We start from the raw sequence: 21,650 nt of genomic DNA on the forward strand, positions 1-21,650 counted from the left end.
GAGACGGCACAGGTATCTAAGGAGAAGTGCAATCCACGATGTCTGCGAAAGCTGTATCTTGCCACCCGAGCTACTGTTGAGGCAAATATAGAATTTCTGGTTGAGCAGGCAATGGATCGCCAGATGGAACAGGAACAAATTGCTTTTGGCTGGAGTTCGGAACGAAAGTAATGTGATCTCAGCAGTCAGAAGATAGTGGTCATTCTCGTAATGGGAGATGAGAACTCATAAAGACGTAAAGGCGCATAGTTGATAGGATAGATCTTCCATAACAGTTGATGATACCAGACAGGTTAGGCATTATCTGGATAATGGGTGAACTACCTATAATTTCATGAAAAAGGGTTGAAAACAAATGGATAAGCACCAGAACACAAATGTGAATATCCAGAAAACGCTTCTGCTAACAGCAGGAGCTTACATATTACTTGTGGTTCTGTTCTATTGGCTTGCGGGACACCAACTCCACTATAGAGAATCTCGCGGAAATTTTGAACAACCTCCGGCTGAAGCTAGCATAGTAGAATTGGTTCAAGGTACGGTTGTGGACCAAACCTTCACTGTGAATGTTCAGCGCCTCCAGTCCGTGTCAGTCCAGTGGGGAACCTACTACCGGCCTAATGCTGGGACGATAACCATGGAGTTGTACGATTTACGGGATGGTACTTTGCTCATGACCGAGACATTCGACGCCTCGGTCATCCCCGAGGGGGGCTTGACCACCATGAAGGCAGAGACACCCATTGAAACGGTCTATGGCGCACCGTTGCTGCTGAGACTCTGGGCTGATTCCCAGCCCGGGAGCGCATTGTCCCCCATGATGTCTGTGTCCACCGAAGAGAACGACTTCTTCCTTTCTTTAAATGGAAATGCTATTGGAGGTATTCTGTGCTTCTCTGTTTCCGGTGAGGATTACATTTGGATTGGCTTGCACTATTGGGAGTTTGCGGCGGTCTTCGGAGCCATATTGGCGCTGGTGGGGCTTTTTGTGTGGCTACGCTGGAAGAAAGGCAAGCGTAGCTATGTGGTCAACGCTCTGATTGCGGTGAAAAAGTACAAATTTCTCATCCAACAGCTGGTGTCCCGGGACTTCAAGACTAAGTACAAGCGGTCCATTTTGGGCGTGTTCTGGAGCTTCCTGAACCCCCTGCTGACTATGGCGGTGCAGTACATAGTGTTCTCGAATCTTTTTCGATTTGACGTACCGCATTACCAAGTTTACCTAATCACTGGAATCGTCATTTTTAACTTTTTCACTGAGTCCACTAACATGGCCTTGGGCTCTATCGTGGGCAATGCCGGGCTCATCACAAAGGTCTACGTGCCCAAGTACATCTACCCGCTGACCCGGGTACTGTCATCGTTAGTAAACTTAGTGATTTCTCTAATCCCGCTCATGCTAGTGGTTCTCTTTTCTGGCATTATCCCCACAAAAGCCTACTCTTTAGTATTTTTCGTCCTGATTTGCCTGACCGTTTTTTCCCTGGGCATTGGACTTCTTCTGGCAGCGGCCATGGTATTCTTTCGAGATGTCCAGTTTCTCTGGGGCGTCCTCACTATGATATGGATGTACCTGACGCCCATTTTCTATCCAGAAAGCATCCTACCTGACAACATCGCTTGGGTGCTAAATGTGAATCCGCTCTATTATTTCATCACTTTCGCCCGGACCTGTATCATGGACGGTATCTCCCCTGAACCCATTGTCTACTTTCAGTGTGCCATGATTGCTCTGTGTTCGCTTCTGGTGGGAGCGCTAGTTTTCCAAAAAAGCCAGGATCGGTTCGTGCTCTACCTGTGAGGTGTCTATGAGTAAAACAATGATTGAAGTCAATGACGTGACCATGCGTTTCCGGATGAACAACGACAAGATCATCTCGCTGAAGGAGTTCGTCACCACCGCCATCCGGGGTAAGCTCAACTACAATGAGTTCACGGCTCTTAGTCACGTGTCTTTTGATGTCCAACACGGCGAAACTCTTGGCCTCATCGGTCGTAATGGTGCAGGGAAGAGTACACTTCTCAAAATTATCTCCGGTATTCTTAAACCAACCGAGGGCACCATCGCTGTCTGTGGCAACGTTGTTCCCATGCTAGAACTTGGTAGCGGTTTCGATTTTGATCTAACCGGCAAGGAGAATATCTTCCTCAACGGCGCGATCCTAGGCTATGACGAGGAATTCCTGAAATCCAAGTACGACGAAATCGTTGACTTTTCCGAACTTGGCAAATTCATCGAGATCCCCATCCGTAACTACTCCTCTGGTATGCTTGCCCGTCTCGCGTTCTCCGTGGCTGCCATCGTGAAACCGGAAATCCTAATTGTCGATGAGATCCTCTCCGTTGGCGACACTGCTTTCCAGGAAAAGAGCCACGCCCGTATGCTTGAACTCATGGGCGGCGGCACCACGGTGCTTTTCGTAAGTCACAACATAAAGCAGATCAAGGAGATGTGCACCAGAGTCATGTGGCTAGAGCAAGGGCATATCAAGATGATTGGCAAATCGGAGGAAGTCTGCGGCAATTACATTCTGTGATTTCTTCTATCTCAAGAAAAGTGTGTGATCCTAATGAATAACCCAAGACGTATTTGTTGCTTTTGTGAACGATGGGAGTCCGGCGGTATTGAGTCTTTCCTATCCAACGTTCTGAGTCGAATGGACTTGACGGATTTAGAAGTCGATATTGTCGCAACGAGCCTCGGAGAGAGCATTTTCACAAGGCCCCTCCAAGACTGTGGTGTGAGCTTCTATGAGCTGTCCGGGAGCCAACGGAACACCTTGGCCAACTACCAACGATTCCGAAAGCTCCTCCGGGAGCGGCGGTACGACATCATCCATTTGAACGCGTTCCATGGCATGTCTCTGGCTTATGTGAAGATTGCTCAAGAGAATGGAGTCTCTACAAGGATTGCCCACAGCCACAACACCGCTTTGCGCAAGAGTACAGCGCGCCCTCTCAAGCTGGCTGTCCACTCCTGGGCCCGGAACAGGTACACAAAGTATGCCACAGACTTATGGGCCTGTTCCCAAAATGCGGCAGAGTTTCTTTTCGGGAGGCAAGAACTCGAAAAGCGAGGATTCCAATTCATCCCAAACGGGATTGACACCGAACGCTTTCGCTTTGACCCAGCAGTCCGCGCCCAAGTACGCACCTACTTGGGGATTGAAAATGATTTTGTCATCGGTCATATAGGTCGCCTGTGTTATCAAAAGAACCAGCTCTTCCTGCTAGATGTCCTGACCGAGGCGCTGAAGATTGACCCGAATACTGTTCTCATGTTGGTCGGCGAGGGTGAGGACGAACCAACCCTCCGAAAAAGAGCCGCCGATTTACACATTGCTGATAAGGTTATTTTCTACGGTATCACCGCCCACCCAGAAATATTACTTTGGGCCATGGATGTTTTCGCGTTTCCAAGCCGCTTCGAGGGGTTCGGCATCGCCGCCCTAGAGGCACTGGCCGCAGGACTGCCAGTGGTGTGTTCGGAAAATTTGCCCGATGAGATTCACATCGATCCCTGGCTCCAAACTGTTTCTTTGCATCAGGGAGCCTCTGCTTGGGCTTCCGAGTTAATGATGAAGAGGGTGCGCAGAAGTGAAATAACCGACGCTGTTATGGAGGCCGGTTTCGAGATTGCCCATACGGTAAGCCTCGTCAGAGGACAGTATACGGGGGGAGAATCCCCCGAATCAAATCGAATTAGTAAAGCTCCAAGGAGGGAAACCCCTGTATGATTCCAAAATATATCATCGTTCAGGCTGGAGGGAAGGGTACCCGGATGAAGCATCTGACCCGGAACAAGCCCAAGGCCTTGATACCCGTTGATAACCTGCCCATGCTGTTCCACCTGTTTCGGAAGTATCCAGACAGCAAATATGTCATCATCGGGGACTACAAGTGCGATGTGCTGGAGCGGTATATAGCCGCTTTCGCCGATGTGGATTACATCGTTGTCCGGGCCACCGGGTTCAGCGGTACCTGCGCGGGGCTTCAGCAGTCCCTAGACAAACTACCGGAGGGTGAGCCCTTTCTGCTTATCTGGTCCGACCTCATTTTGCCAAAGGACTTCGAGTTACCCGATGAAATAGGAGACTACATAGGTGTGGCCAAGGATTTTCCCTGCCGTTGGAAATACGAAAACGGGACGTTTGCTGAAGAACGCTCAAACACCTTCGGAGTGGCGGGCCTCTTCTTCTTACACGACAAAACGGCTCTGGCAGATGTACCGCGAGAGGGCGAGCTGGTCAGGTGGCTCTCTGAGGTGGGGTTGACCTTTCAAAGTCTGCCGCTCTACCGAGTTCAAGAGTATGGCCTACTGTCCGAATACGAGAAGCTAGAGACCTCCCGCTGCCGACCCTTCAACCGGACGTACATTGAGGACAGTTGCTTCGTGAAAGAACCCATCGATGCCCAAGGCCGGGGTCTGGCCAAGCGGGAGGCTGCCTGGTACAGGCGCGTCCAGGGACGGCACTTCCCCAATATACCCGACATCGTCTCCTACGAACCGCTGAAGATGGAACTCATCGGAGGCAAGGCCATCTATGAGTACGAGGACCTTACATACAACGAAAAGGCGGAACTCTTAGGGCAAATTATCGGCTGCTTGAAATCTGTCCAAGCCCTTGAAAGTGTTCCGTCAGACCGGGGTAGCTTCGACGAGGCGTACATCGGGAAGACTTTCCAGCGGCTTGAGAAGGTCAAAGACCTTGTCCCCTTTGCCGGGGACGAGTACGTCACGGTGAACGGCCGGAGATGCCGGAACGTGTTCTATTGCCAGGAGGCACTTGAAAAGCAGATCGCGGAGTATTTCCCGCCGGAGTTCAAGCTCATCCACGGGGACTGCACCTTCTCCAACATGATGCTGCGCGCGGACGGCACCCCGGTGCTCATCGACCCGCGGGGGTACTTCGGCACCACGGAGCTGTACGGGGACCCGGCCTACGACTGGTCCAAGCTCTACTACTCCGTGGTGGGCAACTACGACCAGTTCAACCGCAAACGGTTTTCCCTGGAGATTGGGAAGGACAGCGTAGAGCTGCGGATCGCCTCCAACGGCTGGGAGAGCCTAGAGCCCGAGTTCTTCCGCCTCTTGGAGGATGAGGTGACGCCGGAGCAGGTGAGGCTGATCCACGCCATCATCTGGCTGTCCCTGACCACCTACGCCTGGGAGGACTACGACTCCATCTGCGGGGCCTTTTACAACGGACTTTATTACCTGGAGGAAGCGTTTACATGAGGACATATTTCAAAAACATCCTGAACACCATCGAAAAGTCCGTCCAGTCCATGGACGAGGCGGTGTTCAACCAGCTTTTGGACGAGTGTCAAACCGTCATTGAGAGCGGCCGGAAGGTCATTGTCAGCGGTCTGGGGAAGAACGTCCCGGTGTGTGACAAATTCGTAGGGACCATGAACTCCCTAGGAATCCCGGCGGCGTTCATGAATACCAACACCGCCGTCCATGGGGACCTGGGACTGGTGAAGCCGGGGGACCTGGTCATCCTGCTGACCAAGAGCGGCGAGACCATTGAATCCGTGTATCTCACCAAGCTACTGAAGCAGCGCGGGGCGGACTTGTGGTTGCTCAGCTTCAACCGGGAGAGCACCTTGACGCTGGAGATTCCCAAGCACCTGATTCTGGACCTGGACCACGAGGGGGACGCCTGGGACATTGTGCCCAACAACTCCACCACAGTAAACCTGATCGTGCTCCAGGGGCTGGCACTGAATCTGGCGGAGCGGATGGGGGTCACATTGGCGGATTTCAAGGTGAACCACCCTGGCGGGGCCATTGGGGAGCAACTGAAAAATGTGTGAGGAGATTATGCTGTCCCCGCTGCCTAAGACGTGGATCCTGGACCTGGACGGAACGCTGGTAAAGCACAACGGTTACAAGCTGGACGGTCACGACACACTGCTGTCGGGCGCGAAGGAGTTTCTCGCCAACATCCGACCGGATGACATGGTGGTCATCCTGACTTCCCGGACAGAAAGGTACCGCCAGTTGACCCTGGATTTCTTAAAAGAGCAGAACATTCGGTATGACCATATCATTTTCAATGTTCCATATGGGGAGCGGATCGTGGTCAACGACAAAAAGCCATCCGGCCTGGAGATGGCACTGGCTATCAGCACTATGCGGGATACTGCCCCGATGGTGAATATTGTGAGGGACGAAAACAGGTGAGGGGCGCGGTGAATCCCGCTTATCTGCGGCAGATACGGTGTGAAATGTATGGACGGCTCTGGGGGAGCTTCCGTGGCTTGCGCCTCTGGAGGAAGATGCGCCGAACCTGGAAAAGGGAAGAGACAGCCATTATCCTCGTTCCTTCGGGTGATCCGGAGGTTGGACCCTTTGCCTTGGCGTATCTGGACAGGCTCCTGAGTACTCGCAACTTAAAAAATGCCGTTATAGCGTCCGATGACTTGTCGTTCATTGGGAACCGAAAACACGGCTCAGAGTTAATCGTAAAAACGCTCCAACTGACAGGAGCAGACGTGGAAGATTTGTTGCGGCTGTCGGTTTTGTATCGATTCGACTCTAACTTTATCATCGCATCCCTGGACCAGCCGTTGGGGCGGAACGGGTCAAGGCTTGTCGGCGTGAAAGGAATCTCCAAAGAGGAAATCTTCTGTGTCGGCATTTACGGCCTCTCGCCATCTACGGAAAGCAACGGCTCTAGCGTGGCCTTCGAGGAAACCCGGTCAGGCGCGGGCGGTCCCATGAGGGCGGTCAAGCGGATGATACAGAAAGCGCCGTTCTTTGCCTTCTGCACGGCAATCATCGGCAGAGTCATACCGGGATACTTTCAATACGCCATACTTGTCAAGCGATTTGGCAGGAATACTGCAATCTTGCGCACTGCCTGGCACGGAACAGGGGACTACTACATCTGCGGGATGTATCTTCAGGATTACTTGTGGTCCAATCGAATTGACGATTATATTTTCCTCGTGAACGATAGGGGCAGCGAGGCAAAAGTCATGGAGCTGTTTGATGTCTATAAAAACCACACTGTAAAGCTCCGCTCTATAGCGCAGTTGAGTCGCTTTTGCGAGTTTATGCGGAACGAAACGCCTCTTTGCAGAACTTTCGAGTGTTCGGATCAGCTGTCCTTCATCGGAGAAAGGTTGAAAGGTTATCGCGGGCTGAACCTGATGGACTTTTATCTGAGGTACGGCTTCGGTTTTGAGTGGGAGCCGAGATTACAGATGCCGAAGTTTTCACAGAACATCGATAACATTATGGCTCAAATGAGCGAAAAAGGGCTTCTCCCCGAAAAAACTGTCCTGCTGGCTCCCTATTCCACCTGCTCGAAAACGCACCTGCCACCAGACTCCTTTTGGGAAGCGACCGCTGCCCACCTGCAGGAGTCAGGCTATACAGTGGCCACGAACTGCTTCGGTCGGGAGAAGCCGGTCAAAGGCACCATAGCGATATCCATAGAATACTCGGATATCGTACCCTTCCTAAACGAAGCCGGCAGCTTCATAGGCATCCGAAGCGGACTATGCGACATCATCTCCCAATCCTCCTGCCATAAAATCATTATTCATACGGAGAAATCGGAATATTGGCCTGATAAATGCTCGGAGGTTTTTTTGGGGCTTCGAGCTATGAAACTAAGCAGAACAGTAGACGAGTTGACTTACAGTGGAGACACAAAGACGTTGAATGATGAAATAGTAAGGTTAACCGATGAATGGTGATTGGTGAACTTTGATTAGGCGATTATCTACGTGATACGGGGGCAAAATTATGCTGATTTGATGGCAGTTAGGAAAAAGGGTTACAGTGTCACGATTATAGAGAGCGGTTAAGTCACATATCAAAATGTCCTTATACTATATTTGCTGGTGGAGAAGGTTAAATATGAGATATGTTAATTCAGAAAATAGAAAATTAAAAAAAGCATTTAACGCCTCGTTTCTTCAAGCTTTTTTGGGTTGGCTATATTGGGGATGGATTGTTAGAAAGTATAGGCTAAAAACGAAAAATGTGAAAACATTATGTGTGTTGCTGCCAATGCAGGAGCCAGAGACTTCTTTCTATGCAATCAAATTGTTGGACAAGGCTGTTCGCATAAGGGAACTTGAAAACTCAATTGTGTTCACAACAAATGCGAATTATGAAAAGATGATAAGGGCGATGTGTACAACTCTGCTAGGTGTAGTTATTTGCTCGCAAAAATCGTATATGAGGCTTCTTCAATATTCTGTCTATACAGGAATTGACAGTAGATTCATTAACGCGTCAATTGAAGAACCGCATGCCAGAGCGTCTGGACAGTTGCTTGGGTTCAAGAATATAACTTGCGAATCCTTAGTTGCTTACGGCATTTATGGAATCGTGGATTACGATACACGTGATTCTAATAGAGAAGAAATGTATGAGTTTCTACAACATTGTCATGCTGGCATGAGTGAGGGAATAGTAGATGGAAATTGATAGAATAGAACAGAATCTCAAGAACTTGCTTGAAGCAGGACGCTTGGATGGAAAGCAGATCTATATTCTTGGAGCCAATGAAGAAGCGGTAAGTTTTATCAACTTTCTTGGAGCTTCCAGAATAAGCGCCATTTTAGATTCAAACGAAAAGACTAATGGCCTGACAATGTGCGGAAGGCCTATTCGGTATCTTCAGGATGAATTGGTTCCGTATTCGCCAAAGAAAGTGATTTTGCTGACCAATGGTTTTTCCGGCCAAGATATTGATAAGCTAAATATGATGGGCTACATTCATGATGTGCAAAGGTTTTGGATTTGTGAACCGGTTGCGTATATGGAAACAAAAAAGGAGAAAATTTTAAAGAAAATCAAAAGCCTTGGTATTTTTAGATTAATCGAAAACTACTTGAGGCTAAGAAAAGCAGTGAAATACTTATCAACAATTTATTCACAAGGCTATCAACATATTATGTTTTCGCCTTATCCCAGCATTGGTGATATATACATTTACGGACAATACTTGTCAGACGGGGTTATAAGTACCAATCAGTCAACCGTCTTTTTGGTTTGTGGGAATGCATGTAAGACCATGGCGAAAGAATGTGGATTTAATAATGTTATAGCTCTTAATAGCGAAATGATAACCCAAGTCAGCAAACTTAAATGCATTCTTGGAGATCAACAACTCTCTCTGGAATCTCTTCATTATGATTATTTCCCGCCAGTAAGTATCATGCTGGCATCGGTGTACAGGAATGGTATTACATTTGATGAACTCTTGGAAAAGAAAAAATTTCATTCAAAATATAATCTATCAAAAAAAATCATCAGTCCAGAAGAAGACCAGGTTGAATCTTATTGTAGAAAATGCGGGATTGAGAAGGGAAAATCTGTTCTTCTTGCCCCGTATGCTAAATCTGTACCAGCTATAAGCTCTGTGTTTTGGGAAAATTTAACTGTATCGTTAAAGAGAGCAGGGTACAAGGTATTTATGAATAAAGGTGGTCCATCGGAAATGATAATTCCTGGGACGATTGCTATAACCCCCCCTTTTTCACTCCTTGCCGAAGTGATCGAATATGCTGGTGCTATCATTTCTTTGCGAAGCGGAATATGTGATATATGCAGCTATACAACAGCAAAGAAAATTATACTCTATCCAAAAAAGCAGTGGAAATATGGAGAAGAGTATATAACGCACGTTGGTTTTTCAAACTTCCCAAATATAAAGCGTTTGGCAGAATTTGAATGTGAACAAATACCAGAACAACGATTTACCGATGAAATACTTCAAACGTTTCTTAAAATCTGATTATGGGGGATAGCGACCTTGGGCAGAATTAGAAATTCGATTTGTGCATTTCGCACTCTCTTTAGAATATATAGAGGAAACGGGTACAGAGTTCGTTATTTAGATGATCTTATTATGGCGTCTGGTACTTTGCATAATCCAAGACGCGTTGACTTTGTTGAACTCGGCAAACAAAACGATGGAGTTCCTATAGCAATCATAAGGCTACCACAATGGTGGATTCCTACCGCTGGGTTTTATGCGCTTATGACAAAAACATTATTGGGGTTATACGCAGCTGACAAATTATGCTTGACCCCTGTAGTGGATAACTGGAGCGGATGCCCATATGAGGAAGATAAGCGAGTGCATGGAACGAATATCGTATTTGAGTACTATTTTGAACCGGTTTCTAAAGTAAGCCTAACGTCTGCTTTGGACAGTAAATCAGTTGCTATTTTAAGTGAAGAGAGTTTAGATCTGGGCTTTGTAGACTTTAGAACAGAATGGTTTAGACCAAATGATGATTTGGTTAACGCATTTGCAGAGTGTTATAGGAAATACATCCATTTAAACAAGATCGTTAAGGCGCAAATCGAAAAGGCAATACAGAAAAGACTAGATGGGAAAAAGACGCTAGGCGTTCACTTCCGTGGTACGGATTATAGTATTAACGCAGACAGTCATCCGGTAGCGCTGACAATAGAAGATTATTTTGACGAAATCGACTATGCCATGAAGAAGATGAATTTCGATCAAATTTTTCTGGCTACAGATGATTTAAACGCGTTGAAGAAGTTTCGAGAACGATATAAGAAGGTGTCGTTTTACCCCGATGCTATGAGGGCTACTGGGGATAAATCCGTAGCGTTTATTCATCATGATGAGGTGAAGCTGTCTCATTATCGAGCCGGATTTGAAGTGATTCGGGATTGCCTCACTCTCGCTGCGTGCGATGGCTTTATTGGAAGTCTATCACAAGTATCCTTGCATGTAAGAATCAACAGGAAAAGCACAGGCAAAGATTTTGAATATATAAAGGTGTTAGAAAAAGGAATCAATCACAATAACAAAAATTGGATAGATATTTACAACAAGCAGATTAAAAACGCAGAGAAATCATAGATTCATGAAAACTTTTCTTGACTATACTTATCGGGAATGCGTTAGAGCGCTTGACAGGAGGTACAAGATGAATCGTTTGAAATCTTTAGACGGATTAAGAGGTATTATTGCTCTCGTACTTGCCTTCTTATTCCACTATTATTGTTCATTCTCTGCAAATCCATTAGGAATCAGCAATATAGAAAGGCTGAGCACTCTTGCGTATCTGTTCTTCCTGATTAGTGGATTTGGGCTTTTTCTAAACTGTCGGCAGCAAGTAACCCAAATGTCCATCGCTCAGTTCATGCTAAAAAGAGTATCAAAATGGTACCCGCTCTTCTTTGCAACAACTTTCTGTACGGCAATTTTGATTTACATTTCACGATTGATCGTTGGAAATCTTGACTTCACGGGCACTACAGACAACCTCTATCATCTCTTGTTAAATGTATTTCTCATTCATAGCGGAGTAGCTGAGGATGGTCAGTCGTTCAATACCCCTGCTTGGTTTTTGGGTGTATTAGTTATTAATTACTTCATCTTCTATTGCATAGAAAGGTCGAAGTTAAGCTCAAAATATGTGTTTTATGTTCTGTGGACAATACTGGGGATTTACGTCGTTCATAAAGGAGTTCCCTTTGCCTTTCCATTGCTTACAACACAATGCGGATGTAGTTATTTGGCGTTTTGCACAGGTGTTGGCCTCGCATATATATATATATATATCAAACCATACAAAGCAGCGAATAGCATCATTCGTTTCTGCTCTTATAACGGCAGTAATGATACTTATGGTGACTATTTTTGGTGAAAGCGTTTTAGGGGACAGAATCATTATAGAGATTGCTGTGGTCGGTGCATGCTTTGTGACATTAGCATTATGTTGCAGCCCTGTCCGGTTCCTGCTTGAGACGAAAGCCTTACAAAAATGCGGGCAGCTGTCATTATATTTATATCTTGTCCATTGTCCGGTATATGTGTGCGTTAATTTGATCAACTATTTTGTGGGAGGAAAAATTGATTTTAATAGCAAGATCGTGTTTGCGGTAATTTTGAGCGTCACGGTCCTGATTTCAATATCTGCAAAAAGAATTGATGACCGAGTGCAAGCTCGGATTCTGCATATACAAAGATTGCGGAGGTAATACCGTATGGGAATCTTAATATCTGGACCGGTTAATTGGGAAGAGATTGTGAAGAACAGGGGAGGCACAGATCAGATGGACTGGCGCAAGCGAACAATTGCCGTAAGGAAACTACTCGGTGATGACATCCAATCCGTAATCGATGTTGGCGCTGGCAGTATGTTCCTTGGCCGACTGTTGAATCCAGAGGTCAGATACTATCCGGTTGACTATGAGCGACACTGTGACGAGACCTTGGTGTGCGACCTAAATGCTTATCAGTTCCCGGATATCAAGGCAGACGCAGCGGTTTTGGCGGGAATCTTAGAATACTTGAACGACATTGATTGGCTGTTTGACACACTGGCCGAACGTGTTTCCATGATTGTTCTGTCTTATAAAGGCAAAGAAGGCGGATTTGAACAATCAATATATTCATCTGATGAACTGATTACTAAGCTTCGGCAACGTGGTTTTATTCTAACCGGTTGGGATAAAGAATTTAAAGAATGGCCGTTGCTCGCAAGGTTCCAAAAAGCACAACCCCAGCTGCTGGCGGAGAACTATTTCTGCACCGGCTGCGGCGCCTGTGTAAACGCCTGCGAGGCCGGCGCGATTGAACTGAAGCCCGATTTTCAGGGCTTCTTAAAGCCGCAGACCGATACGGCAAAATGCGTGGGCTGCAACCGATGCGTGAACGTTTGCCCTTCCGCTAACATCCATGAGAACTACCACAACTCCGCGCCGGATTGCTATGCCGCCTGGGCGCAGGACGAGATCCGTATGGACTCGTCCTCCGGCGGCGCGTTCACCGTGCTGGCGCAACACATCCTGAGACAGGGAGGCGCGGTGTTTGGCGCGGCATGGACGGAGGATTTTCATCTGGAGCATGTTGGCATCGACACAGTGGAGGAATTGCCTAAGCTCCGCCATTCCAAGTATGTGCAGAGCAATACGAAGGATACCTTCCGCCAGGTGAAGGAGATCCTTGAATGCGGGCACCCTGTCTTGTATGTAGGTACGCCGTGCCAGATCGCGGGGCTTCATGCTTTCCTGGGCAAACCATATGAAGGGTTGTGTACAGTCGATTTGGTTTGCTTCTGCGTGACCCCTGTGAATGCATTTAGGAAATATCTTTCAGAACAATATGGTATAGAAAATGTAGAGCAGGTGGTGTTCCGAGATAAGCAATGCGGTTGGCGTTCAGATGTCTACTCGATTTGGAAGCGTGATGGCAGTGTATCTTGGCTGGATGTTGAGACCGGTGACTACCAGAAAGCGTATTATAACGTATTGCTTCGCAATAAAACCTGTGAGGGTTGTATATATGCGGACTTTCCACGACAGGGCGACATCACATTAGGTGACTTTTGGGGCATCGAACAACATGATCCTTCTTGGAATGACGGAAAAGGAACAAGCATGGTTTTCATCAATTCCGAAAAGGCCCGCTGTCTCCTGAATGAGGTGCAGCCAGAATTCCAAAGAATTGCTCAAGTCCCTCTGGAATGGGCTGGTGGAAAGGGAAACAGGATCAGGAAAGATGGACGCCCCAGGCATAAGAGAGCCGAGGATTTTCTGAATAATTTAAATCGATATTCCTTTAAGGAACTGGTAGATACAATTTTATTTGATACGCGCGATATTGGCCTGATATGTCTGCACAATAACAATTATGGCAATAACCTCACAAACTATGCTCTGTATCAATATCTGAACGATGCCGGATACTCAGTCGCGCTGATTGACCAGGCAAAGGACGCGCCATGGGTTCCGTATTCCACAAAACTGTCTCTTTTTGGGCATATTCCATATAAGGATACAGACCTGTTTCCAAGCGCCGATAATAAGCTCCAGCAAAAGCAGCTAAACAATAGATGTGGTTGCTTTATCGTTGGTTCAGATCAACTCTTCCGGGCCGTATTTATCGAGGGTTTGGCCCTGCACCCGTGCATGGACTGGGTGACCTCCGACAAGCTGAAGGTGTCGTATGCCACTTCATTCGGAGTCGGGAGCTTTGAAGGGAATGCGACGCTGAAAGCAAAAATGGGGTATTTTCTAAAACGATTTCAGGCAATTTCGGTGCGCGAAGATTCCGGCATAGAGATTCTCAAGCGGAATTTTGGAATTACTGACGGCGTATGCGTTTTGGACCCTGTATTCATATGCGATAAACGCCACTATGAGAATATGGCACAATATGGGAAAATGCGGCTACCCCAAAATGCATATGTGGGCGCATATATTCTTGATGTATCAGATGAAAAGACAAAAATGATACATAAAATTCTAAGTGAAAATGGATTGCAGAATTTTAACTTGATTACCGATGGAGAGGCAACGGAGCAGGAAATTAGGGCTTTTGGAAGTAGTGCCTTTCCGAGATCTCCGTTAGTAGAAGAATGGCTTGCCAACGTGCTGTATTCGGATGTATTTATCACAGATTCTTTCCACGGTGCCTGCTTTGCACTTATTTTCCAAAAAGATTTTTGGATCGTAACGAATGAAGATTCCTGGCGCGGCGGAAACCGGCTGCAAAATTTGGTTGGTATGCTGGGGATAGAAGATCGCCTGATCTTTGAGGGCTCGGATTGGAGCAAAATCGACTTCAGAAAACACATCGATTATGCAAAGGTCGCAAAAACTCTGGATCAAAAGCGGGAAGAGAGTACAAAATGGCTGGAAGCTGCTTTGAAATTGAGAAATACATTTTCTCAGAGTTATAGTACATACGATATTCTCGGCGAACGAATTGATAGCAATTTAGAGAATTTACAGCGAATCGAAAGAAGAGTTATTGATGATGAAAAACGGTTTGAGATAGTGGTTAAGGACACCGCTGTTCATTTGCAAGGGATAGTTAGAGAGGGTTTAGCAAGAGATGAAGATCAACGGCAGTTTCATGAAAGGTTGATTAGTATTCAACAGGAGGAAACCGCAGCGAGGCTGCAGTTGCAAAAAATGTTGGAAGAAGAAATCATAAAAAATCAAGAAACGGAGTTGAAGCTAGAGCAAGCATTAAACGAGAAGCACAATTTAGAACAGCAGATTTCAACAATACTTCAAAGTAATTCCTGGCAGATCACTAGGCCGTTTAGAAAAATCAAAGCTTTTTTGAAACGGCTATTCGGCTAATCAGGAAACAGTAAAGAGGTGAGCATTTGATTTACACAAAAACTCCTTTTCGAATGTCATTTTTCGGTGGGGGAACGGACTACGAGCCTTTTTTTAACGAGTATGGCGGCAGCGTAATCTCTACCACCTTTGACAAGTTCTGCTATGTAAGCGTGCGGCATCTACCTCGGTTCTTTGAATATCGAAACCAACTGACATATTCCAGAATTGAGAAAACATCATCAGTGGATGAGATTGAGCACCCTATGGTCCGAAATGCCATGAAGATGCTAAACATGGCTGAACTGTCTATTGGTTATGATGCTGATCTCCCGGCCAGAAGTGGACTGGGGAGCAGCAGCAGCTTCGCAGTGGGGCTTCTGAATGCGTTCCACGCACTAAAAGGTCACTACATCAGCAAAGAGCAGCTGGCCGGGGAAGCAATTTACTTGGAACGGGAATTATGCGCTGAAAGCGGCGGCTGGCAGGATCAAATCGCGGTGGCTTTCGGAGGTTTGAACAGGATCAATTTCCGACCAGGAGAATTTGAGGTTAGACCAATCATTATTACCAATCAACGCAAGGAACAGCTTAACAACAATCTTCTAATGTTCTTTACCGGTTTTTCGCGTCTATCAAGTGAAATCGCAAGGGAACAAGTCAAGGCAACACGGGATAAGACGAGAGAACTTCTGGAAATGCTGGCTCTTGTTGATGAAGGAGAGAATATTCTGTCTAAACGGCACGGCAATCTGGACGATTTTGGAAGACTTCTGGACACATCCTGGAAAATCAAACGAGGTATCACGAATAAAGTCAGCACAAATACGCTTGACCTGATTTACGACAAGGCGATTAAGCATGGCGCTCTTGGAGGAAAGTTGTTGGGTGCCGGCGGGGGAGGTTTCTTCATCTTCTATGTCCCGGAGGAGCGGCATCTTGAGGTGAAGGAAACACTGAAAGATCTGCTGTTCGTGCCCTTCCGGTTTGAAAATGCGGGTACAGAGGTTATGTATTACCAACCCGAAGATTACGACAAGTCTTTTCTAAAAAAGGAGGTAGCGAAATGACAAAAGCATTGATTACTGGCATGACGGGAATGGTTGGTTCCCATCTTGCGGATTATATCTTAGAGAATACCGATTGGGATGTCTACGGTATGCAGCGCTGGCGCAGCCCGCTGGATAACATCATGCACCTGATGCCCCGTATCAACGCGAAGGACAGGGTTTTCGTGGAATATGGCGATCTCAACGATATGGCCAGTTTGCTCACAGTATTGAACAAGGTCAGGCCGGACTATATTTTCCATTTGGCGGCACAGAGCTATCCGCAGACCAGCTTTACCGCGCCCATCGACACGTTGGAAACCAATATCCTGGGCACCTGCCGCCTGCTGGAATCGGTCAGGCAGTTGGGTCTGGACCCAATCATCCATGTCTGCGCCTCCAGTGAGGTGTTTGGTCGGGTGACTGCGGACAAGCTGCCCATAGATGAAGAGTGCTGCTTCCAGCCCGCGTCCCCCTACGCCATCTCGAAAGTGGGGACGGACCTCGTGGGCCGATTTTACGCAGAGGCCTACGGCATGAAGGTGATGACCACCCGTATGTTCACCCACACAGGGCCTCGGCGGGGTGACGTCTTCCATGAGAGCACCTTTGCTAAACAGGTGGCCATGATCGAGGCCGGCTTGCAGAATCCGGTCATCAAGGTGGGCAATCTGGAGTCTCTGCGCACCTACGCCGATGTCAGAGACGCAGTGCGGGCATACTTCATGCTGGTCACTGTGAACCCCATTCCCGGCGAGTATTACAACATCGGCGGGAGCTATACCTGCAAGGTGGGTGACACCCTGCAATTCTTCATCGACCATTCCCCCATGAAGGATCAGATCCGGGTGGAGGTGGACCCCGCCCGACTGCGCCCCATCGATGCCGATTTGCAGGTTCCGGACTGCTCGAAATTCAGGGAGCACAGCGGATGGGAGCCGGCGATCCCTTATGAGACCACCATGCTAGATTTGCTGAACTATTGGCGAGAAAAGGTGAAGCAGACCGGCGTGTATATCGACAGATAGGGTAAGTATATGCTGAAAATAAAAAAAACAGACTTTGAATTTACGGATGCTCGTGGTTCGATTGTGCAGTTGATTCATGGAGGATATCAGCAGCTCAATGTCATTACCAGTAAAAAGGGAGTTGTGCGGGGCGGACATTATCACAAGCAAAACGAAGAAGCCTTCTATGTCATTTCCGGTTCCCTGGAAGTGACGGTGAATGGCGATAGCCATCGCTTTGCTGCGGGAGAGTTCTTCGGAATAGAAGCCAATGATATGCATAGCTTCACTTTCCTGGAGGATACAGTGCTCGTTAGTATGTACAGCAATGGCGTTGAATTAGAAGATGGAACTAAAGATATTTTTACGGAGTGAATTATGAAGAACACTACAATCCATGAGATAAATCTCCTAGTCAACCGCTATCCAAGCCTTGAACCACTCAAAAATCAGCTCTTTGAGAGCGTAAGAATCATTTTGGACTCGTATCAACACGGGGGGAAAATCTTGACCTGTGGCAATGGCGGCAGCGCCGCCGACAGCCTGCACATGGTGGGCGAGCTTATGAAGAGCTTCGTGCTGGCCCGAAAGCTCCCGGAGGAGCTTCAGGAAAAGCTCCGGAACAATTATCCCGAAGTTGCCGACTACTACATAAAAAATCTCCAAGGTGCCGCTCCGGCTATCTCGCTGGTGAGTGAGACCGCGCTAATCACTGCTTACAGCAACGACAATGCCCCTACCCTCGCTTTTGCCCAGCAGGTTCTCGGTTATGGACGGGCAGGAGATGTTCTTATCGCCATATCTACCTCCGGAAATTCGGATAATGTGATCCACGCAGCAAGGATTGCCAAGGCTATCGGAGTGAAGGTGGTTTCCCTTACCGGAAAGGGTGGGGGCAAACTGGCGGAGTTTTCCGATGTTCTTCTGGATGTTCCCGCGAAGGTCACCTATCAAATACAGGAACTTCATCTCCCAATTTACCATGCGATTTGTCTGGCTGTCGAGCAGGAGCTTTTTGGAGAGAAATAAAGTTTAGGGTTACAAGGAGGTTCCAATATGTATGTAGTGATTGGTGCCAACGGCTTCTTGGGAAGTTATGTGATTAAAAACATCCTGGAGATGACGGACGAGAAGATCCTCGCCGTGCGAAAATCCTCACCAGGGAAAGATACGGATAGAGTAAAGTGGGTTTTCGGCGATATTTCCAATCCGCTATTTGTTGAGCAACTCAATAAAGAACATTTGGATACGAGTGACAGTAACAAGATAGTATATCTGGCCGCATACCACCATCCTGATCTTGTGGAGAAAAATCCGAAGCTCGCTTGGGATATAAATGTTACTGCGTTATCGCGTTTTATTAATTCGGTGGATAAGATGGAGAAGTTCTTTTACCCATCTTCTGACAGCGTCTACGGCGAAAGCGAACACGGGTATAGATTCAAAGAAACAGACCCTTTGAATCCTGTTAATCGCTATGGGCATCACAAATGTGCAGCTGAAAGTATCGTAACAGAATACGGGTACAACATTGTTCGCTATCCGTTCTTAATCGCGCCAAGTTTGGCGCCGGGTAAGCAGCACTTTTATGACACCATTGTACATACTCTTGGAGCGGGGCGACAAATTGAAATGTTCAAAGACTCCATGAGATCTGCATTGGACTTTGACACGGCGGCGCGGCTATTGATCCAACTGATGGAGAACGGCCCTGTACCGCAAAAATTAAATGTTTGCGGGGATGAAGACCTTTCTAAATATGACATCGGGATTAGGATTGCCGATAAGCTTCGAGTTTCCAGAGATTTGGTCAAGCCCATTTCCGTTGATAATTCCGCGGGCATCTTTGAGGTGAAACGCGCATCCAGTACACTTATGGACAATAGCCTCTTGAAGCAGACACTTGGGCTGACGGAAATCAGGCTGAAACTGTAAAGGAGAAATATGGAAGCCATTATTCTTGCGGGCGGCTTTGGAACAAGGCTGTCAACAGTCGTGAAGGACGTACCTAAACCGATGGCTCCCGTCTGCGGAAAACCATTTTTAGAGTATGTGTTGGACGCGGTGATTGCGGAGGGAGTCCACAAAGTGATCCTGGCAGTAGGCTATAAAATGCAAACCATAACTGAACATTTTGGCAGCTCCTATCATGGGGTGGATATTTTGTATTCAGTGGAGGAAACACCGCTTTATACTGGCGGTGCAATAAAACAAGCATTGCAACTCTGTGATGAGGATCGCGTTTTCGCAATCAACGGCGACACGTTTTTCCCGGTGAAGTTGAAGAAGATGCGCGAAGCTTCAGAGAACTACAAAGTACCGGTGGTTATTGCGGTCAAAAGAATGCTGAATTTTTCTCGATATGGGAATGTGAGCATTGATGAAAATAATATCGTCACTGCATTTAACGAAAAGCAGTTTTGCAGGGATGGCTTCATCAATGGAGGTGTCTATGATCTTTCCAGAACAGTCTTAGAGGACTGTCCGACCGTATTCAGTATAGAGAATGACTACTTCCCTGCGCTTGTAAAAGGAAGGAAAATTTGCGCGTTTCAAGATGATGGGCGCTTTATTGATATTGGAATTCCAGAAGATTATAAGCTTGCGCAGAAATTACTCGCAGGAGTGTGAGATGACATGATGGCAGCTTTTTTTGACCGGGACGGGACGATTAATGTCAATTACGGGCATGTGTATAGGATTGAAGATCTCAAGTTTATCAAAGGGGTCCCAGAGATAATTAAAACTTATAATGACGCCAATATCCCTGTAATTGTAATTACCAACCAAGCTGGGATTGCTAAAGGAATATATACCGTCGCGGAGATGCATCGGTTCAACCATTATATGAATGAGCAGCTTCAAGATCGGTATGGCGCTCATATTGACGCATTCTATTTTTGCCCGCATCACCCGGATTATACAGGACCTTGTTCGTGCCGAAAGCCGGAACCAGGCTTATTCTTTCAAGCTGCGCAAGAATGGAATATTGATTTATCTGAATCGATTATGTATGGGGACAAAGAAAGCGATGAAAAAGCGGCAAGGCTTGCGGGAATTGGACAGTATAAAATGATAAATGCATGATTTGCTTGATTATTGGCGTGATCACATGAAAAGCGACGGCAAATATCTGACGCGGTAAATGGCTGTCTATAGTGGTGTAGATATCTTTTTTGTGATGTTAATTGAGGTTTAATTTGCTATCAGCGAAAGAATACTACGGAAGGGGGCAGAACGTATGAGCATCACATTGTACGAACACAATGAGAATGCCTATCACGCCGCCCTCACCATGCTCCGCTCCACTGGCAAAGCCGCCGTCATCCACCCCACTGGCACAGGCAAGTCCTTCATCGGCTTCAAGTTCTGCGAGGACTTCCCTGAGAAGAACATCTGCTGGCTCTCCCCTTCCGAGTACATATTCCGAACCCAGCTGGACAACTTGGCTGCGGAGAGCGGACTCGTGCCGGAGAACATTACCTTTCTCACCTACGCTCGTCTTATGACGATGGATGAGGAAGAAATCGCGGCGATCCAACCCGATCTCATTATCCTGGATGAGTTCCATCGCTGCGGCGCGGAACAATGGGGCAAGGGCGTTCAGACACTTCTCAATGCCTATCCCGATGCTCCCCTGCTTGGCCTCTCCGCAACCAACATCCGCTTTCTGGACAATCAGCGGGATATGGCCGATGAACTGTTCGACGGCCACATCGCCTCGGAGATGACGCTGGGAGAGGCAATCGCGCGGAATATCCTAAAGCCGCCGAAGTATATACTCTCTGTCTATTCGTTCCAGAAGGATTTGGAGCGATACGAGGTCCGGGTGGCGAAGCTGCGAGACCCTGTGCGCCGTGACCGGGCAATGGACCTGTTGAAAACGCTGCGCCGGAACCTGGAAGAATCGGACGGGCTGGACGCGGTGTTCGCCCGCCATATGCCGGACCGGAACGGCAGGTATATCGTGTTCTGTTCCAGTATGGCGCACATGAACCGCATGATCTCCTATGTGCCGGAATGGTTTTCCTCCGTTGACCCCAATCCCCATATCTACCGGGCCTATTCCCCGGACCCCGCCACCCAAGCGGAGTTTGAAAAGTTCAGGACGGATGAGAGCGACCATTTGAAACTGCTTTTCACCATAGATATGCTCAATGAGGGTATCCACGTAACGGATGTGGACGGGGTGATTTTGTTCCGGCCAACGGTCTCCCCTATCATCTACAAGCAGCAGATCGGGCGGGCGTTGTCTGCCGGGAGCGAGAAAACTCCGGTCATCTTCGATGTGGTCAACAACATTGAGAACCTCACCAGCATCGGCGCGTTGGAACGGGACTTTGAGGATGCTGTGCTGCGTACCGGCGGCACAGAGCAGGAACGGCGAGAGCTTCTGCAAAGGTTCCAGATCATCGACGAGGTGCGGGACTGCCGGCAGCTCTTTGAGCGGCTGAACGACGCCCTTGCCGTTTCATGGGAGGATATGTATCAATATGCGAAGTCGTACTA

Annotated in this window: 20 protein-coding genes; all 20 read left to right on the forward strand. The window is 47.5% G+C overall.

From position 1 onward, the window contains the following. The first annotated feature begins 673 nt into the window (after positions 1-673). Positions 674-1,801 (forward strand): ABC transporter permease, encoded by a 1,128-nt coding sequence (locus Q0Z94_RS06760; protein WP_298068254.1) that lies wholly within the window; start codon positions 674-676, stop codon positions 1,799-1,801. A gap of 19 nt (positions 1,802-1,820) precedes the next feature. Then, the gene (locus tag Q0Z94_RS06765) at positions 1,821-2,537 is read left to right on the forward strand and encodes an ABC transporter ATP-binding protein (RefSeq protein WP_298068255.1); all 717 of its coding nucleotides are present in this window, start codon (positions 1,821-1,823) and stop codon (positions 2,535-2,537) included. Between the two features lie 33 nt (positions 2,538-2,570). Further along, entirely contained in the window at positions 2,571-3,737 is a 1,167-nt protein-coding gene (locus Q0Z94_RS06770) for a glycosyltransferase (protein ID WP_298068273.1), read from the forward strand. Further along, positions 3,734-5,239 carry a phosphotransferase gene (locus Q0Z94_RS06775; protein WP_298068256.1) on the forward strand — a complete coding sequence of 502 codons (1,506 nt, stop codon included), beginning with the start codon at positions 3,734-3,736 and terminating at the stop codon, positions 5,237-5,239. The genes Q0Z94_RS06770 and Q0Z94_RS06775 overlap by 4 nt, the downstream gene beginning before the upstream one ends. Beyond that, a complete protein-coding gene (locus Q0Z94_RS06780; RefSeq protein ID WP_298068257.1) occupies positions 5,236-5,820 on the forward strand; it encodes an SIS domain-containing protein in 585 nt (194 codons plus the stop codon). Before Q0Z94_RS06775 ends, Q0Z94_RS06780 begins: the two co-directional genes overlap by 4 nt. A gap of 7 nt (positions 5,821-5,827) precedes the next feature. After that, positions 5,828-6,190, forward strand: coding sequence for an NIF family HAD-type phosphatase (locus Q0Z94_RS06785; RefSeq protein ID WP_298068258.1), 363 nt, complete (start codon positions 5,828-5,830; stop codon positions 6,188-6,190). Between the two features lie 95 nt (positions 6,191-6,285). After that, on the forward strand, positions 6,286-7,713 hold the full coding sequence (locus Q0Z94_RS06790) for a hypothetical protein (protein ID WP_298068259.1): 1,428 nt from the start codon (positions 6,286-6,288) through the stop codon (positions 7,711-7,713). A gap of 163 nt (positions 7,714-7,876) precedes the next feature. Continuing rightward, on the forward strand, positions 7,877-8,452 hold the full coding sequence (locus Q0Z94_RS06795; RefSeq protein ID WP_298068260.1) for a hypothetical protein: 576 nt from the start codon (positions 7,877-7,879) through the stop codon (positions 8,450-8,452). Then, the gene (locus Q0Z94_RS06800; RefSeq protein ID WP_298068261.1) at positions 8,442-9,764 is read left to right on the forward strand and encodes a hypothetical protein; all 1,323 of its coding nucleotides are present in this window, start codon (positions 8,442-8,444) and stop codon (positions 9,762-9,764) included. Before Q0Z94_RS06795 ends, Q0Z94_RS06800 begins: the two co-directional genes overlap by 11 nt. Before the next feature lie 114 nt (positions 9,765-9,878). Next, the gene (locus Q0Z94_RS06805; RefSeq protein ID WP_298068262.1) at positions 9,879-10,868 is read left to right on the forward strand and encodes an O-fucosyltransferase family protein; all 990 of its coding nucleotides are present in this window, start codon (positions 9,879-9,881) and stop codon (positions 10,866-10,868) included. A 67-nt stretch (positions 10,869-10,935) separates the two neighbouring features. Next, entirely contained in the window at positions 10,936-11,658 is a 723-nt protein-coding gene (locus Q0Z94_RS06810) for an acyltransferase family protein (RefSeq protein ID WP_298068263.1), read from the forward strand. A 409-nt stretch (positions 11,659-12,067) separates the two neighbouring features. Next, positions 12,068-15,106, forward strand: a complete 3,039-nt coding sequence (locus Q0Z94_RS06815; protein ID WP_298068264.1) for a polysaccharide pyruvyl transferase family protein — start codon at positions 12,068-12,070, stop codon at positions 15,104-15,106. 275 nt (positions 15,107-15,381) lie between these two features. After that, positions 15,382-16,155: a GHMP kinase gene (locus Q0Z94_RS06820; protein WP_298068265.1), complete on the forward strand. Its 774-nt coding sequence runs from the start codon at positions 15,382-15,384 to the stop codon at positions 16,153-16,155. Continuing rightward, on the forward strand, positions 16,152-17,162 hold the full coding sequence (locus tag Q0Z94_RS06825; protein ID WP_298068266.1) for a GDP-mannose 4,6-dehydratase: 1,011 nt from the start codon (positions 16,152-16,154) through the stop codon (positions 17,160-17,162). Before Q0Z94_RS06820 ends, Q0Z94_RS06825 begins: the two co-directional genes overlap by 4 nt. Positions 17,163-17,171: 9 nt before the next feature. Then, positions 17,172-17,516, forward strand: coding sequence for a cupin domain-containing protein (locus tag Q0Z94_RS06830; RefSeq protein ID WP_298068267.1), 345 nt, complete (start codon positions 17,172-17,174; stop codon positions 17,514-17,516). Positions 17,517-17,519: 3 nt separating this feature from the next. After that, positions 17,520-18,170, forward strand: a complete 651-nt coding sequence (locus tag Q0Z94_RS06835; protein WP_298068268.1) for an SIS domain-containing protein — start codon at positions 17,520-17,522, stop codon at positions 18,168-18,170. A 27-nt stretch (positions 18,171-18,197) separates the two neighbouring features. Continuing rightward, a complete protein-coding gene (locus Q0Z94_RS06840) occupies positions 18,198-19,076 on the forward strand; it encodes an NAD(P)-dependent oxidoreductase (protein ID WP_298068269.1) in 879 nt (292 codons plus the stop codon). 9 nt (positions 19,077-19,085) lie between these two features. Continuing rightward, positions 19,086-19,772, forward strand: coding sequence for a nucleotidyltransferase family protein (locus tag Q0Z94_RS06845; protein WP_298068270.1), 687 nt, complete (start codon positions 19,086-19,088; stop codon positions 19,770-19,772). 6 nt (positions 19,773-19,778) lie between these two features. Further along, positions 19,779-20,228, forward strand: a complete 450-nt coding sequence (locus Q0Z94_RS06850; protein WP_298068271.1) for an HAD family hydrolase — start codon at positions 19,779-19,781, stop codon at positions 20,226-20,228. A gap of 154 nt (positions 20,229-20,382) precedes the next feature. Beyond that, a partial coding sequence (locus Q0Z94_RS06855; protein ID WP_298068272.1) for a DEAD/DEAH box helicase family protein occupies positions 20,383-21,650 on the forward strand: 1,268 nt, incomplete at its 3' end.

Source organism: uncultured Mailhella sp., from assembly GCF_947631555.1.
Classification (GTDB): domain Bacteria; phylum Desulfobacterota; class Desulfovibrionia; order Desulfovibrionales; family Desulfovibrionaceae; genus Mailhella.

Excerpts from the sequence above, each read along its gene's own strand:
- Q0Z94_RS06840 (WP_298068269.1), top strand. The coding sequence starts at position 18,198 with ATGTATGTAGTGATTGGTGCCAACGGCTTCTTGGGAAGTTATGTGATT.
- Q0Z94_RS06795 (WP_298068260.1), top strand. The coding sequence starts at position 7,877 with ATGAGATATGTTAATTCAGAAAATAGAAAATTAAAAAAAGCATTTAAC.
- Q0Z94_RS06805 (WP_298068262.1), top strand. The coding sequence starts at position 9,879 with ATGGCGTCTGGTACTTTGCATAATCCAAGACGCGTTGACTTTGTTGAA.
- Q0Z94_RS06760 (WP_298068254.1), top strand. The coding sequence starts at position 674 with ATGACCGAGACATTCGACGCCTCGGTCATCCCCGAGGGGGGCTTGACC.
- Q0Z94_RS06770 (WP_298068273.1), top strand. The coding sequence starts at position 2,571 with ATGAATAACCCAAGACGTATTTGTTGCTTTTGTGAACGATGGGAGTCC.
- Q0Z94_RS06850 (WP_298068271.1), top strand. The coding sequence starts at position 19,779 with ATGATGGCAGCTTTTTTTGACCGGGACGGGACGATTAATGTCAATTAC.
- Q0Z94_RS06775 (WP_298068256.1), top strand. The coding sequence starts at position 3,734 with ATGATTCCAAAATATATCATCGTTCAGGCTGGAGGGAAGGGTACCCGG.
- Q0Z94_RS06785 (WP_298068258.1), top strand. The coding sequence starts at position 5,828 with ATGCTGTCCCCGCTGCCTAAGACGTGGATCCTGGACCTGGACGGAACG.
- Q0Z94_RS06815 (WP_298068264.1), top strand. The coding sequence starts at position 12,068 with ATGGACTGGCGCAAGCGAACAATTGCCGTAAGGAAACTACTCGGTGAT.
- Q0Z94_RS06830 (WP_298068267.1), top strand. The coding sequence starts at position 17,172 with ATGCTGAAAATAAAAAAAACAGACTTTGAATTTACGGATGCTCGTGGT.
- Q0Z94_RS06800 (WP_298068261.1), top strand. The coding sequence starts at position 8,442 with ATGGAAATTGATAGAATAGAACAGAATCTCAAGAACTTGCTTGAAGCA.
- Q0Z94_RS06825 (WP_298068266.1), top strand. The coding sequence starts at position 16,152 with ATGACAAAAGCATTGATTACTGGCATGACGGGAATGGTTGGTTCCCAT.
- Q0Z94_RS06780 (WP_298068257.1), top strand. The coding sequence starts at position 5,236 with ATGAGGACATATTTCAAAAACATCCTGAACACCATCGAAAAGTCCGTC.
- Q0Z94_RS06845 (WP_298068270.1), top strand. The coding sequence starts at position 19,086 with ATGGAAGCCATTATTCTTGCGGGCGGCTTTGGAACAAGGCTGTCAACA.
- Q0Z94_RS06765 (WP_298068255.1), top strand. The coding sequence starts at position 1,821 with ATGATTGAAGTCAATGACGTGACCATGCGTTTCCGGATGAACAACGAC.
- Q0Z94_RS06810 (WP_298068263.1), top strand. The coding sequence starts at position 10,936 with ATGAATCGTTTGAAATCTTTAGACGGATTAAGAGGTATTATTGCTCTC.
- Q0Z94_RS06820 (WP_298068265.1), top strand. The coding sequence starts at position 15,382 with ATGGCTGAACTGTCTATTGGTTATGATGCTGATCTCCCGGCCAGAAGT.
- Q0Z94_RS06790 (WP_298068259.1), top strand. The coding sequence starts at position 6,286 with ATGCGCCGAACCTGGAAAAGGGAAGAGACAGCCATTATCCTCGTTCCT.
- Q0Z94_RS06835 (WP_298068268.1), top strand. The coding sequence starts at position 17,520 with ATGAAGAACACTACAATCCATGAGATAAATCTCCTAGTCAACCGCTAT.